Genomic DNA, 13,365 nt, shown 5'->3' with positions numbered 1-13,365 from the left:
GGCTTACCGATTTCGGAGCTTTTCGGAGCGATCACCTTGGACACACCGCCTCGGTGACCGCCCCTCCAGCTGACTGGCGCATCGGCCTCGATTAGCAGGCGCGGCGCCCAGGTTTCAAGCGCGGAGCGGGCGGTCTACCTTCATCACCCCCCCTTCATCCGCGCGCGCCGCTGTTTGGCGCTGGAGATCGCATGCTCAACGTCTTCACGCTGGCCAATGGCCGGCTTTTTCAAGAAGAAATCGACAGCCAGGACGAACTGACGCCGGTCGCGCCGGTGTGGGTCGACCTGGAAGACCCCACGCCCGAAGAAAAAGGCTGGCTCGCGGTCCGCTTCGGCCTGGTCATCCCCCAGGACATCATCGACGACGACCTGGAAGAATCCGCCCGCTTCTACGAAGAAGACGGCGCCATCCACATCCGCTCCGACTTTTTGATCGACGATGACGAAGCGCCCCGCAACGTGCGCGTGGCCTTCATCCTGCACAACAACGTGCTGTTCTCGATCCACCGCGAAGACCTGCCGGTGTTCCGCCTGCTGCGCATGCGCGCGCGCCGCATCCCCGCGCTGATCGAAGACGCGAAAGACGTGCTGCTCAAGCTCTACGACGCCGACGCCGAGTATTCCGCCGACACGCTCGAAGGCATCTACGACGGCCTGGAGAAGGTCAGCCACCGCGTGCTCAAGTCCGAGGTCAACGATCAAGCCGCTGGCGAGGCGCTGGCCGCCATCGCCCGCCAGGAAGACTTGAACGGCCGCATCCGCCGCAACGTGATGGACACGCGCCGCGCCGTCAGCTTCATGATGCGCGCCCGCATGCTCAGCGCCGAGCAGTTCGAAGAAGCCCGCCAGATTCTGCGTGACATCGACTCGCTGGACAGCCACACGGCCTTCCTCTTCGACAAGATCAACTTCCTGATGGACGCCACCGTCGGCTTCATCAACATCAACCAGAACAAGATCATCAAGATCTTCTCGGTGGCCTCGGTCGCCTTGCTGCCGCCCACCCTGGTGGCCAGCGTCTACGGCATGAACCTGAAGTTCCCCGAGATGGCCTTCCTGGGCGAATGGAGCTACCCCTACACCGTGGCCCTGATGATCGCCAGCGCGGTGGTGCCCATGTGGTACTTCCACCGGCGAGGGTGGTTGAGCTGAGCGTGAGTGCTTTGAAACTGCCCGCCGGCCTGTGGCGCGTGATGCTGGGGACCACGATGGTGGTGCTCAGCTACAGCCTGCTCAACCCCGTGCTGGCGGTGCGATTGCAAACAGCGGGGGTCAGTGCCACGGCCATTGGTGGCTTTGCCATGCTGGCCTTTGTCAGCGTGGCCCTGCTGGTGCCGGTGGTGCCGCATGTTTTCGCGCGAATTGGCGTGGGCCGCGCCTACCGCATCGGCCTGGGGATGGAGCTGTTGTCCTGCCTGGGCTACCTGCTGACCGATGACTACGCGGCCTGGTGCGCCCTGGCCCTGATGGCCGGCATCGGCGCCGCCGCCGCCTGGAACGCCACCGAAGCGCTCATCGCCCACAACGTGCCCGCCACCCACCGTGGTCGACTGACGGGCCTTTACCAAACCGTGCTGGGTTGCGCGATGGCGGTGGGCCCCATGCTGCCCAGCCTGCTCGGCCTGGACCCACGTCAGGCCAATGGCGTGGCCGCAGGCGGCCTGGCCTTGGGCTTGGCAGTGGCCCTGGCACCCTCCGTGGCCAGGCTCAAAGCCGCCCACGAAGGCGCGCAGACCATGGGCCTGGCGACGGCCTGGCGACACCGCCCCCTGTTGGTGTGGGCGGCGCTGGTCGGCGGCGTGTTTGAAGTGGGCCTGGGCTCGGTCACCACCGCCTATGGATCGCAACTGGGCATGAGCCTGGCGGCGGCCACCTCCATCGCCGGCGCCTTGGGCATGGGCAGCTTCCTGCTGCAATACCCCACGGGTTGGCTGGCCGACCACGTGGCCACGCGGCACCTGTTCACTGGCGCGGCGATCATCCTCGTGCTGGCCTCGCTGGCCTTTGGCCAAGCCCACCAGTGGCCCCCATTGATCTGGCTGTGCGCCGCCGCCTGGGGTGCCGTGGGCGGAGCCCTCTACACGCTGACCATGATCCGGGTGGCGCATGATTTCGCCGACACCTCGGCCGTAGCCGGCACCTCGGCCATGATCGCGGGCTACACCGCCGGTGGCGCGCTGGGCCCACTGGTCAGCGGCACGGTCATCGACCATTTCGGAGCCATTGGCCAAAGCTGGTGGTTGGCCGCGCTGGCCAGCAGCCTGATCCTGATGCAGTGGCGCCGAACTCAGGTGCTCGGCGCGTCGGCCTGATCTGCCGCCGGTGAGAGCGCCTGGGCCAAGGCCCGCTGCAAGGGCACCGACCCCACCGGCTTGTGCAACAAGGTCATGCCACTGCCCACCGCCGTGCGCAGGCGATCCGCCGCCGTGTCACCCGTGACGATGATGGCCGGCACGGCCCGCCCCAACCGGGCCCGCACCGCCTCGATGGCTTGCGGCCCGGTGCGGTGATCGCGCAAACGGAAATCGGCCAGCACCACGTCCGGGGCGAAGCGGTCCAGCAGCTTCACGGCCTCTGCTTCGGCGCCCGCCACTTCGCAAGCGCACCCCCAGGCCACCAACAGCTCGGACATGGCCACACGCACGGCCTCATCGTCGTCGATCAACAGCACCCGCACGCCCGCCAGTTGGGCATCCACCAAAACCGGCGCGGGCGCCTCCTGCGGCACCGCCGCCTCCTGGCTCAAAGGCAATCCCATCCGGAACACCGAACCCCGCCCCGGCGTGGACACCAGGCTGACCGTCGCCCCCATGGCACGCGCCAAACCCTGCACAATGGCCAGGCCCAAACCCAGCCCCTTGGTGCGGTCCCGCTCTGGGTTGCCCAGTTGGTGGAACTCCTGAAAGATGGTCTGGTGCTGCGCTGGTTCGATGCCGATGCCGGTGTCCCAGACCTCCAGCACGGCTTGATCACCACGGCGGCGACACCCCGCCAGCACGCCCCCGCGCTCGGTGTAGCGGATGGCATTGGTCAACAGGTTGCGCAGCACCTGCTCCACCAGCCTGGGGTCGGCCCGCACCACCAGGTCGGTGTCACGCACCCGGAACACCAGCCCTTTTTCATTGGCCTGCGGCGCGAAATGCCGCTCCAGCTTGTGCAGCAGGGATTGCATGGGGAACACCTGCGGCTGCGGCGTGATCACCCCCGCGTCCACTTTGGAAAAATCAAGCAAGGTGTTGAGCATTTCGCTGGCTGCCGCCGACGAGGCCTCGACGTGGCCCCACATCTGGCGTTGCCGCGCATCCAGATTGGTGTGACCCAAGGCGGTCAGGAACAGCCCCAAAGCATGCAAGGGCTGACGCAGGTCATGGCTGGCCGAGGCCAGGAAAACCGACTTGGCACGGTTGGCCTCCTCCGCGTCGCGCAAGGCTTCCTCCGCCATCTGGCGGGCCTCGAACGCACGGTGGGTCTGCTCCCTCAGGCGCTCGACCAGGTCTGCATTCTCAAAGCGCAGGTGGATGGACCGCCGCGTCACCTGCACCGCGTGGAAGGAGAACACCCCCATCGCCAGCAGGTAGATCAGGGATGCCAGCCCCATGGTTTGGCTGACCGGGTCATCGGCTGGCAGCAACACCAGCACCGAGGGCAGCAGACAAGGCAAGCCATAGGCCACCGACACCGGCCAACTCGATGAAAACACCACCAGCCCGCCCGCGCTCATGCCCGCGAGCAAGGTGATCACCAGGGTCAAGGTGATCGGCCATTCCGGCTTCATGAACAGCAGCGCGAACAAGCCCCAGGTCACCCCGAGCAGCATCGCGATGAAGCGCACCGCCTGGGCATAGACCATGACCTTGGCGGGATCGCCGGGCAACGGCAGGAACCGGCGCCCGGTGAAACACGCCGCGCCCAACAGCGTGGAGACCACGCCCCACCACAGCACGCTGGCATCACCAATGGTGGACCAATAGGCCCAGGTGGCCATGATGGCCACCAAGGTGTACGAGACGAAAGCTGCGGGCAGGTTGCGGTCCAGCAACTCCATCTCGGCGGTCAAACCAGGGCTCTTGTCAAAGCGCCAAGCCTGCGACAGCAAGCCCGCCCACGAACTCATGGCGCCAGCCACCCTCGCTGCACGGCCGCCTCGTAGGCCTGCTGGCGGCTGGTGGCATCCAGCATCTCGGTCAGCCAGGACACCTCGGCCCGCACATCGTTTTCGCTCAAGCCCACCTGGCGCGCGATGGCCTTGTTGGGCGCCCCTTGCCCCAACAAGCGCAGGATGGACAGCTGCCGCTCACTGGGACTGACAGGATCCTGGCGGGCCACCAACACCATGGCGGCGGGTGCCTGCACATAGTCCGTGAACGGAAACGCCTGGCCGCCCGACAAGCACTCGCGCAAGGTGCTCACCATCTGCGCACCACTGGCAGCCTTGGACAAATACCCCACCGCACCGGCGTCTCGCGCCTGCGTGACCTGAGAGGCGTCATCGCTGCCCGAGACCATCAGAACCGGCACCGGCCCAAATCGGTCTTGCAACACCTGGATCAAGGACAACCCATTCGCGTCGGGCAAATGCACGTCCAGCAGGAGCAGGTCCAGCGGCGGCTTGGCCTCCACCTTCATGGCATCGGCCAGGGTGGGCGCCTCCAGCAAGGTCGATCCTGGAAAGGCTTCGCGCAGGATCATGCCCAGGCCGGTGCGGAACAAGGCATGGTCATCCACCAGCAAGATGCGGGGATTGGGCGTCGAAGGCATGAGAAAGGCGGAGTTGAACTGCGATGAACCGGAGTATCCCCCGCCCCCGCTTCAACCCGCTACCAAGATACCCCGCAAGCCGGTGGTTCCCCCCTTAAGGGTGTACCCGCTCGCGGTGGCCTGCACTCGCTCAACGCGCGCGGCGGGCCTTCACCGCGCTGGACAGGATCTCCAGCACATTGGTCGAGTCGGCCCAACCAATGCAGGCATCGGTGATGCTCTTGCCGTACTCCAGGCCCGAGGGCTGGTCCTTGCCCGGCGTGAACTTCTGGTTGCCTGGCTGCAAGTGGCTTTCCACCATCACACCGAAAATGCGGCGCGAGCCTGAGCCAACCTGCGCGCCAATGTCCTTGGCCACGTCGATCTGCTTCTCGTGCTGCTTGGAACTGTTGGCGTGCGAACAGTCCACCATCAAGGTGGTCGGCAGCTTGGCCGCGGCCAGGTCCTTGCAGGCCGCTTCCACATTGGCCGCGTCGTAGTTGGGCGCCTTGCCGCCACGCAGGATCACGTGGCAATCGGGGTTGCCCGCCGTCTCGACAATCGCCACCTGCCCGTTCTTGTGAACCGACAAGAAGTGGTGCGCGCCCGCCGCCGCCTGGATCGCATCCGTGGCGATCTTGATGTTGCCGTCGGTGCCATTCTTGAAGCCGATGGGCGCGCTCAGGCCAGAGGCCAATTCGCGGTGCACCTGGCTCTCGGTCGTGCGCGCACCGATCGCGCCCCAGCTGATCAGGTCGCCGATGTACTGAGGCGAGACCACGTCCAGGAACTCGCTGCCCGCTGGCACGCCCAGGCGATTGATCTCCAGCAGCAGGTGCCGCGCCATGCGCAGGCCTTCGTCGATGCGGTAGCTCTCATCCAGGTAAGGGTCGTTGATCAGGCCCTTCCAGCCCACCGTCGTGCGGGGTTTTTCGAAGTACACGCGCATGACGATTTCCAGCGTGTCGGCATAACGCTCACGCTCCACCAGCAGCTTGCGCGCGTATTCCAGCGCCGCCGCCGGGTCATGGATCGAGCAGGGGCCAATGACCACCAGCAGGCGGTCATCGTGCCCCTGCATGATCTCGCGGATCTTTTGCCGCGTGCCTGCCACCAGCGTCTCCACCGGCGTCCCCCGGATCGGGAAGAAGCGGATCAAGTGCTCCGGGGGCGGCAGCGGCGTCACGTTGAGGATGCGTTCGTCATCGGTTTGCGAAGTCTTGTCGGCGGGCGGAACCCAGCCGGATGAGGCGCTGGAATTGGCGTTCATGAAAAGCGTCCTGAGGCGTGGTGCGGGTTGAAAACGTCGAAAAAAAACCGCCGGAGGATGATCCGGCGGTTTTCAGGAATGTGGTGGTGGCTGCTTACGCGCTCTCCACTCCTGCGCCGGTTGCGGGCGAGAAGTAAAAGTGCCAAAAATAGAAGCGTGCCGTGTTCATGCCTATAAATGTAGCATGCCTGGCCAACGCGTGGGGAAATGCGTCGCCAGGCTGACAGTCCGCCCAACCCCGAATGCACTACGATTCACGCAAAGGACCACCGCCATGAACAAGCTGATCGACCTCCTGGCCCAGTACGCCAGCTACCACCGGGACCGCCGCAATATCCTGACGCACCTGGTCGGCATCCCCACGATCGTGCTGTCATTGATGGTGTTGCTGGCCCGGCCCACCCTGGCCACCGTCGGCGGCCTGCCCGTCAACCCCGGCATGGTCATCGCGGCCCTGCTGGCGCTCTACTACCTGAAGCTGGACCTGCGCATGGGCGCGGTCATGGCCGCCGTGTTCGCTCTGGGCCTGGACGTCGCACTCCACACGGCGCCCCTGGCCACAGGGGTCTGGCTGGCATGGGGACTGGGCTTGTTCCTGGTGGGCTGGGGCATCCAGTTCCTGGGCCACTACTACGAAGGCCGCAAACCCGCGTTTGTCGATGACGTCATCGGGTTGATCATCGGGCCCTTGTTCGTCCTGGCAGAAGTCGCCTTCCTGCTGGGCTTGCGCAAGGACATCGAAGCCGCCATCGAAGCCAAGGCTGGCTCGGTCCGTTGAGTTGAGCTTCAACGAACCCAGGCCGACCTGCGATCACCTGAAGCGGCGGCCGCAGCCAATCAGGCCTTCAAAGCCCTGGCCTGGACGAGCAAGGTGTCGGCATCGCTCACCTTGAAGCCGCCGCCTTCTTCCACGTTCAGGGCCTTGACGATACCGTTCACGGCCAACAGCGAATAGCGCTGCGAGCGCAGGCCCAGGCCCTTCTCGGTCAGGTCCAAGGTCAAGCCCGTCGCCTTGGCGAAGGCGGCGCTGCCATCGGCCATCATGCGAACCTTGCCCGCAGCCTTCAGGTCGCGTCCCCACGCCCCCATCACGAACGGGTCGTTCACCGACACGCACCAGATTTCGTCCACACCCGCCGCCTTGAAAGCCTCGACCTGGTCGATGTAGCCAGGCGCGTGCTTGGCCGAACAGGTGGGCGTGAAGGCGCCCGGCAGGCCAAAGATGGCGATGGTCTTGCCTGCTGTGATCTTGGCGATCTCAAAGGTGTTGGGCCCCAGGCTACAGCCTTCACCCTCCACGTCGAAGAACTCGGACAAGGAACCGCCGGGCAGCGTGTCGCCAACTTGAATCATGGGGAAACCTCAGGTGAAAGCAAACGGGTTTGAAAAAGAAGATCGGAAATGAAAAAACCGGAGGGCCAGTATAAAACTGGACATCCGGTTTTCATGCAGGCCACAACAGGATCACCCTGCCACGACCATGCCTGGCTTGCGCCAGCGATCAGTCAGTGACCAATCAGACCGCGCGGGCCTTTTCCACCAAGCGGGTCACAGCCCAGGCCTTGGTCTTGGAAACAGGACGCGTTTCGCTGATTTCGACCACGTCGCCGATGTGGAACTCATTGTTCTCATCGTGGGCGTGGTACTTGCGCGAGTGGGCCACGATCTTGCCGTAGAGCTCGTGCTTGGCACGGCGCTCGACGAGCACGGTCACGGTCTTGGCGCGCGCATCGCTGACCACACGACCCACCAGGGTGCGTGTGTTTTTGGCTGCTGGCGTTGCTGCTGCAGTTTGAGCTTGAGCTTGCGTCATTTCGCAGCTCCTTTCTTCTCGGTCAGAATCGTCTTGACACGGGCAATGTCACGACGGGTCTTCTTCAGAGCCGAGTGGTCATTGAGTTGCTGAGTAGCCTTTTGCATGCGCATGTTGAAGTGCGCTTTCAGCAGTTCTTTGACTTCGGTTTCGAGTGCGGCCACATCTTTGGCGCGCAGTTCAGAGGCGTTCATATGCTTCTTTTCCTTTGCGACCAATTAAGAGCCGATCATGCGCGTGACGAATGTCGTGCGCAGAGGCAGTTTGGCGGACGCGAGCTGGAAGGCTTCGCGGGCCAGTTCCTCGGGAACCCCGTGGATTTCGTAGAGCACCTTGCCGGGCTGAATTTCAGCGACGTAGTACTCAACGCTACCCTTACCATTACCCATCCGCACTTCTGCGGGCTTCTGGGAGATTGGCTTGTCCGGGAAGATGCGGATCCAAATGCGGCCGCCACGCTTGACGTGACGCGAAATGGCACGACGTGCAGCTTCGATCTGACGGGCCGTCAGGCGACCACGTTCAGTGGCCTTCAGACCGAATTCGCCGAACGCAACGGTGGCACCACGGGTGGCGACACCCGTGTTGCGACCTTTGTGTTCCTTGCGGAACTTGCGACGATTAGGTTGCAACATGGTTATTCTCCTTTCGCTTCAGCAGGAGCAGCCGGAGCAACGACCTTGCGGACGCGCTTGGCAGCACCGGCATCAGCGGGCTTGTCACCACCTTCGGGGGCAGCAGCAGCACCCGGCGCGCCATCAGCGCGAGGGGCACCACGTGTTGCACCACGCGAAGGAGGACGGCGGTCGTTGGGGCGGTCAGTGCGGGGGCGGCGGTTGCGGCGGTCGTCTTCACGATCCTCACCCTTGACCACCGGTGCGTCGCCATTCGGCAGACGGTCACCCTTGTAGACCCACACCTTCACACCGATCACACCGTAGGTGGTCTGTGCTTCAGAGAAGCCGTAGTCGATGTCAGCACGCAGGGTGTGAAGTGGCACGCGACCTTCGCGGTACCACTCGGTACGTGCGATTTCGATGCCGTTCAGACGACCTGCCGACATGATCTTGATGCCCAGGGCACCCAGACGCATGGCGTTTTGCATGGCGCGCTTCATGGCACGGCGGAACATGATCCGCTTTTCCAATTGCTGCGTGATCGAATCCGAGATCAGCTGAGCATCGATTTCAGGCTTGCGCACTTCTTCGATGTTCACTGCCACAGGACAGCCCAGGCGCTTGGCCAGTTCAATCTTGAGGTTCTCGATGTCTTCGCCCTTCTTGCCGATCACCACGCCCGGACGAGCCGAGAAAATGGTGATGCGTGCGCTCTTGGCGGGACGCTCGATCAGGATGCGCGACACGGCGGCATTCTTCAGTTTCTTCTTGAGGTACTCACGCACGCCCAAGTCTTCAGCCAACATTTTGCTGAAGTTGCGGTTGCTCGCATACCAGCGTGATGACCAATTGCGGGTCACCGCCAGGCGGAAACCGGTTGGATGGATTTTTTGTCCCATGGTTTGCCTTTTAGTTACCCACGGTCACATAGATGTGGCAAGTTGGCTTGCTGATGCGGTTACCGCGGCCTTTGGCCCGTGCGGTGAAACGCTTCAGCGTGGTGCCTTGCTCCACATAAATGGTCTTGACCTTCAGTTCATCGATGTCAGCACCGTCGTTGTGCTCGGCGTTCGCGATTGCGGACTCCAGAGCCTTCTTGATGATGCCGGCGGCCTTCTTTTGAGTGAAGGTCAGGATGTTCAGGGCTTGATCGACTTTCTTGCCGCGAATCAGGTCAGCCACCAGGCGACCTTTGTCGCATGAGAGCCGAACGCCGCGAACGATTGCTTTGGTTTCCATCGTCGGGCTCCTTACTTCTTGGCTTTCTTGTCGCCTGGGTGACCCTTGAACGTACGGGTCAGGGCGAACTCGCCGAGCTTGTGGCCAACCATCTGGTCGGTCACGTACACAGGCACGTGTTGTTTGCCGTTGTGCACGGCAATCGTCAAGCCAATGAACTCGGGCAGGATCGTAGAACGACGCGACCAAGTCTTGATGGGCTTCTTGTCCTTGATGGCAGCAGCTCTGTCGACTTTTGCAGACAGGTGGTGGTCAACGAAGGGACCTTTTTTAAGAGAACGAGCCATTTCAGCCTACCTCTTACTTCTTGCGACGCGAAACGATGAACGTTTGCGTGCGCTTGTTGTTGCGGGTGCGATAGCCCTTCGTCATGGTGTTCCATGGGGACACCGGGACTTGACCTTCGCCCGTGCGGCCTTCGCCACCACCGTGCGGGTGATCCACCGGGTTCATGGCAACGCCACGAACCGTTGGGCGGATGCCCTTCCAGCGAATAGCACCGGCCTTGCCGTATTGGCGCAGGCTGTGCTCTTCGTTGCTCACTTCACCCAAGGTGGCGCGGCATTCGACGTGGATCCGACGAACTTCACCCGAGCGCAGGCGAACCTGAGCGTAGGTGCCTTCGCGGGCCATCAGCACAGCGGAGGTGCCAGCCGAGCGCGCGATTTGCGCGCCCTTGCCAGGCATCATCTCGATGCAGTGGATGGTGGAACCCACGGGGATGTTGCGGATGGGCAGCGTGTTGCCAGCCTTGATCGGGGCGTCGGAGCCACTGATCACGGTCGCGCCAGCCACCAAGCCACGGGGAGCAATGATGTAACGACGTTCGCCGTCGGCATAGCACACCAGTGCGATGTGAGCCGTGCGGTTGGGATCGTACTCAATGGTCTCGACTTTCGCGGGGATGCCATCCTTGTTACGGACGAAATCAACAACGCGGTAGTGTTGCTTGTGGCCACCGCCACGATGGCGGATGGTGATGTGACCGTTGTTGTTGCGGCCAGCATTCTGGATTTGTGGTTCCAGCAAAGGCGCATGGGGCTTGCCCTTGTGCAGATGCTTGTGAACCACCTTGACGACGCCACGGCGACCGGGCGAGGTTGGTTTGACTTTAACGACGGCCATGATTACGCAGCCTCCCCGGAGAAGTTCAGCTCTTGACCGTCCTTGAGGGCCACATAGGCCTTCTTGACGTGGTCACGGCGACCGACACGGCCACCGAAGCGCTTGGTCTTGCCCTTCTGGTTGAGCACTTGCACCGACTTGACTTCGACCTTGAACAGCAGCTCAACGGCGGCTTTGATCTCGGGCTTGGTCGCATCGCGCACGACTTTGAACAGCACCTGGCCACGTTCTTCAGCAGCAGCCGTGGCCTTTTCAGACACGATCGGCGCAACCAGAACCTTCAGCAGGCGGCTTTCATCGAATTTGAGGATGCTCATGCGAACATCTCCTTGAGCTTGTCGATCGCGCCCTTGGTCACGAGCACCTTTTTGTAGTGCACCAATGACAGGGGATCGGCGTAACGCGGCTCGACCACCAGCACGTTGGGCAGATTGCGCGCGGCGAGGAACAAGTTCTCGTCGATTTCGTCGGCAATCACCAGCACGTGGTCGAGGTTCAGGGCCTTCAGCTTGGCAGCCAGCAGCTTGGTCTTGGGGGCATCGATCGAGATCGAGTCCACCACGGACAGGCGGCCTTCGCGGGCCAACTGCGAGAAGATGGCGGCCATGCCGGCGCGGTACATCTTCTTGTTGACCTTGTGGCTGAAGTTTTCGTCAGGGCTGTTCGGGAAAATCCGACCACCGCCACGCCACAGGGGCGAGGAGGACATACCAGCACGAGCGCGACCGGTGCCTTTTTGGCGCCAGGGCTTCTTGGTGGTGTGCTTGACGACGGCGCGGTCCTTCTGGGCGCGGGTGCCTTGGCGGGCGTTGGCTTGATAAGCCACGACCACCTGGTGCACCAGGGCTTCGTTGTATTCGCGGCCGAACACGGTGTCAGGAGCGTCCACTTTGGAAGTGGCCTGACCTTGTTCGTTCAGGAGCTCGAGCTGCATCAGTTGGCTCCTTTCTTGACCTTGACCTTGACGGCAGGGCGAACGGTGACAAAGCCACCCTTCGAGCCCGGCACGGCGCCTCGGACCAGCAGCAGTTGACGGGCTTCGTCAACGCGCACGATGTCGAGGTTTTGCGTGGTCACGGTGTCGTCGCCGAGGTGGCCCGACATCTTCTTGCCTGGGAACACGCGGCCAGGATCTTGCGCCATCGAGATCGAGCCGGGCACGTTGTGCGAACGGCTGTTACCGTGCGACGCGCGCTGCGAACCGAAGTGGTGACGCTTGATGGTGCCGGTGAAGCCTTTACCGATCGAGGTGCCTTGCACGTCGATTTTCTGGCCGACCTGGAACAGGGCGGTCACGGCGATGGCTGCGCCAGCCTTGTATTCGGCGGCGACTTCCGGGGTGACGGGGAACTCTTTGATGACTTCCACACCTTCCACACCCGCCTTGGCGAGGTGGCCAGCTTCAGGCTTGGTCACGCGCGATGCTTTGCGCGAACCGAATGCCAACTGCAAGGCGGTGTAGCCGTCAGTCTCAACGGTTTTGATCTGGGTCACGCGGTTGTTGGACACGTCGAGCACTGTCACAGGCACGGCATCGCCGTCGTCTGTGTAAATGCGCATCATGCCCACCTTGCGGCCCAGCAATCCGAGGCGATTGCTAAGACTCATGGTTTTTCTCCAGCCCCACATAGAGGCCTTTTACACAAGCCCGACATCGATTGGCCGGGCTGACTAAGAATAGTGGCTGAGCAAAGATTTGCCTGACCACCATAAATTCTTCCCACCAACAAAGGCGGAAAAGCCTGCGAGTATAGCAATGTGTTGTGAGTTACGCAACAAGCAGCCTTCCGCAGGCATTAAAAAACCGCTCCGAAGAGCGGTTTCTCGTGAGCCACACCTCCCGAAAGGAGGCGCCGCCCATCACTGCAGCTTGATTTCGACGTCCACGCCAGCCGGCAGGTCGAGCTTCATCAGGGCATCAACCGTCTTGTCGGTTGGGTCCACGATGTCCATCAGACGCTGGTGGGTGCGGATTTCGAACTGGTCGCGCGACGTCTTGTTGACGTGTGGCGAACGCAGGATGTCGAAGCGTTGCAGGCGGGTCGGCAGGGGCACGGGGCCCTTGACGATCGCGCCAGTGCGCTTGGCGGTTTCAACGATTTCAGCCGACGACTGGTCAATCAGCTTGTAGTCAAACGCCTTCAGGCGGATGCGGATCTTTTGTTGTGCCATGACGGCTCCTTAAACAGAGAGATGACGCCAGCCTGGCCACAGGCCGGACTGGCACACGTCATGAATTACGCGAGGATCTTGGCAACCACGCCGGCGCCGACGGTGCGACCGCCTTCACGGATGGCGAAACGCAGACCTTCTTCCATGGCGATGGGGTTGATCAGCTTGACGGTGATCGACACGTTGTCGCCAGGCATGACCATTTCCTTGTCGGCGGGCAACTCGATGGAACCGGTCACGTCCGTGGTGCGGAAGTAGAACTGAGGGCGGTAGTTGTTGAAGAAAGGCGTGTGACGGCCACCTTCATCTTTGCTCAGCACGTAGATTTCGCCGGTGAAGTGCGTGTGCGGCTTGATGGAGCCGGGCTTGCACAGCACTTGGCCGCGCTGC

Annotated in this window: 19 protein-coding genes; 3 read left to right on the top strand and 16 right to left on the bottom strand. The window is 62.6% G+C overall.

Features of this window, described 5'->3' with window-relative positions; all coding sequences use genetic code 11:
* Positions 1-191 precede the first annotated feature (191 nt).
* Together corA and Q7V20_RS20270 are read left to right on the top strand one after the other, a co-directional pair.
* Positions 192-1,154, top strand: coding sequence for a magnesium/cobalt transporter CorA (gene corA, locus Q7V20_RS20275; RefSeq protein ID WP_304795332.1), 963 nt, complete (start codon positions 192-194; stop codon positions 1,152-1,154).
* A gap of 2 nt (positions 1,155-1,156) precedes the next feature.
* Positions 1,157-2,314: an MFS transporter gene (locus Q7V20_RS20270; RefSeq protein ID WP_304795330.1), complete on the top strand. Its 1,158-nt coding sequence runs from the start codon at positions 1,157-1,159 to the stop codon at positions 2,312-2,314.
* On the opposite strand, the gene Q7V20_RS20265 is transcribed toward Q7V20_RS20270, so the two are convergent.
* The 3 genes from Q7V20_RS20265 to Q7V20_RS20255 all read right to left on the bottom strand — a co-directional run bounded on the left by Q7V20_RS20265 (position 2,290) and on the right by Q7V20_RS20255 (position 6,009).
* On the bottom strand, positions 2,290-4,116 hold the full coding sequence (locus Q7V20_RS20265) for a hybrid sensor histidine kinase/response regulator (protein WP_304795328.1): 1,827 nt from the start codon (positions 4,114-4,116) through the stop codon (positions 2,290-2,292). The two genes, Q7V20_RS20270 and Q7V20_RS20265, sit on opposite strands and share 25 nt — an antisense overlap.
* Complete coding sequence (locus Q7V20_RS20260) at positions 4,113-4,760, bottom strand: response regulator transcription factor (protein WP_304795326.1); 648 nt, start codon at positions 4,758-4,760, stop codon at positions 4,113-4,115. The genes Q7V20_RS20265 and Q7V20_RS20260 overlap by 4 nt, the downstream gene beginning before the upstream one ends.
* Before the next feature lie 130 nt (positions 4,761-4,890).
* Positions 4,891-6,009 carry a 3-deoxy-7-phosphoheptulonate synthase gene (locus Q7V20_RS20255; protein ID WP_304795325.1) on the bottom strand — a complete coding sequence of 373 codons (1,119 nt, stop codon included), beginning with the start codon at positions 6,007-6,009 and terminating at the stop codon, positions 4,891-4,893.
* 274 nt (positions 6,010-6,283) lie between these two features.
* Here Q7V20_RS20255 and Q7V20_RS20250 point away from each other — a divergent pair, with 274 nt between their 5' ends.
* Positions 6,284-6,787 (top strand): DUF962 domain-containing protein, encoded by a 504-nt coding sequence (locus tag Q7V20_RS20250; RefSeq protein ID WP_304795323.1) that lies wholly within the window; start codon positions 6,284-6,286, stop codon positions 6,785-6,787.
* A 59-nt stretch (positions 6,788-6,846) separates the two neighbouring features.
* Here the strand turns inward: Q7V20_RS20250 and Q7V20_RS20245 are convergent, their stop codons facing one another.
* From Q7V20_RS20245 to Q7V20_RS20185, 13 genes are all read right to left on the bottom strand, one after another.
* On the bottom strand, positions 6,847-7,362 hold the full coding sequence (locus Q7V20_RS20245) for a peroxiredoxin (RefSeq protein ID WP_304795322.1): 516 nt from the start codon (positions 7,360-7,362) through the stop codon (positions 6,847-6,849).
* 163 nt (positions 7,363-7,525) lie between these two features.
* The gene (gene rpsQ, locus Q7V20_RS20240) at positions 7,526-7,822 is read right to left on the bottom strand and encodes a 30S ribosomal protein S17 (RefSeq protein ID WP_304795320.1); all 297 of its coding nucleotides are present in this window, start codon (positions 7,820-7,822) and stop codon (positions 7,526-7,528) included.
* Entirely contained in the window at positions 7,819-8,016 is a 198-nt protein-coding gene (rpmC, locus tag Q7V20_RS20235; protein WP_300547009.1) for a 50S ribosomal protein L29, read from the bottom strand. The genes rpsQ and rpmC overlap by 4 nt, the downstream gene beginning before the upstream one ends.
* A gap of 24 nt (positions 8,017-8,040) precedes the next feature.
* Positions 8,041-8,457 carry a 50S ribosomal protein L16 gene (gene rplP, locus Q7V20_RS20230; protein WP_230182724.1) on the bottom strand — a complete coding sequence of 139 codons (417 nt, stop codon included), beginning with the start codon at positions 8,455-8,457 and terminating at the stop codon, positions 8,041-8,043.
* Between the two features lie 2 nt (positions 8,458-8,459).
* Positions 8,460-9,338, bottom strand: coding sequence for a 30S ribosomal protein S3 (gene rpsC / locus Q7V20_RS20225; RefSeq protein WP_304795317.1), 879 nt, complete (start codon positions 9,336-9,338; stop codon positions 8,460-8,462).
* 10 nt (positions 9,339-9,348) lie between these two features.
* Positions 9,349-9,678: a 50S ribosomal protein L22 gene (rplV, locus tag Q7V20_RS20220; protein WP_230182722.1), complete on the bottom strand. Its 330-nt coding sequence runs from the start codon at positions 9,676-9,678 to the stop codon at positions 9,349-9,351.
* An 11-nt stretch (positions 9,679-9,689) separates the two neighbouring features.
* Positions 9,690-9,965, bottom strand: a complete 276-nt coding sequence (rpsS, locus tag Q7V20_RS20215) for a 30S ribosomal protein S19 (protein ID WP_300547013.1) — start codon at positions 9,963-9,965, stop codon at positions 9,690-9,692.
* Positions 9,966-9,978: 13 nt separating this feature from the next.
* Positions 9,979-10,803: a 50S ribosomal protein L2 gene (rplB, locus tag Q7V20_RS20210; RefSeq protein WP_304795314.1), complete on the bottom strand. Its 825-nt coding sequence runs from the start codon at positions 10,801-10,803 to the stop codon at positions 9,979-9,981.
* Positions 10,804-10,805: 2 nt separating this feature from the next.
* Complete coding sequence (gene rplW / locus Q7V20_RS20205; RefSeq protein ID WP_230182719.1) at positions 10,806-11,120, bottom strand: 50S ribosomal protein L23; 315 nt, start codon at positions 11,118-11,120, stop codon at positions 10,806-10,808.
* Entirely contained in the window at positions 11,117-11,737 is a 621-nt protein-coding gene (gene rplD / locus Q7V20_RS20200; protein WP_230182718.1) for a 50S ribosomal protein L4, read from the bottom strand. The genes rplW and rplD overlap by 4 nt, the downstream gene beginning before the upstream one ends.
* A complete protein-coding gene (rplC, locus tag Q7V20_RS20195; RefSeq protein ID WP_304795311.1) occupies positions 11,737-12,411 on the bottom strand; it encodes a 50S ribosomal protein L3 in 675 nt (224 codons plus the stop codon). The genes rplD and rplC overlap by 1 nt, the downstream gene beginning before the upstream one ends.
* A 252-nt stretch (positions 12,412-12,663) precedes the next feature.
* Entirely contained in the window at positions 12,664-12,975 is a 312-nt protein-coding gene (rpsJ, locus tag Q7V20_RS20190; RefSeq protein WP_035037922.1) for a 30S ribosomal protein S10, read from the bottom strand.
* A 65-nt stretch (positions 12,976-13,040) separates the two neighbouring features.
* A partial coding sequence (locus tag Q7V20_RS20185) for an elongation factor Tu (protein WP_304786166.1) occupies positions 13,041-13,365 on the bottom strand: 325 nt, incomplete at its 5' end.

The sequence above is a fragment of the Aquabacterium sp. genome (assembly GCF_030652515.1).
GTDB lineage: Bacteria > Pseudomonadota > Gammaproteobacteria > Burkholderiales > Burkholderiaceae_C > Aquabacterium.
The sequence above is the reverse complement of the archived record's forward strand: the minus strand, read 5'-3'. Positions and strand labels throughout refer to the sequence as shown.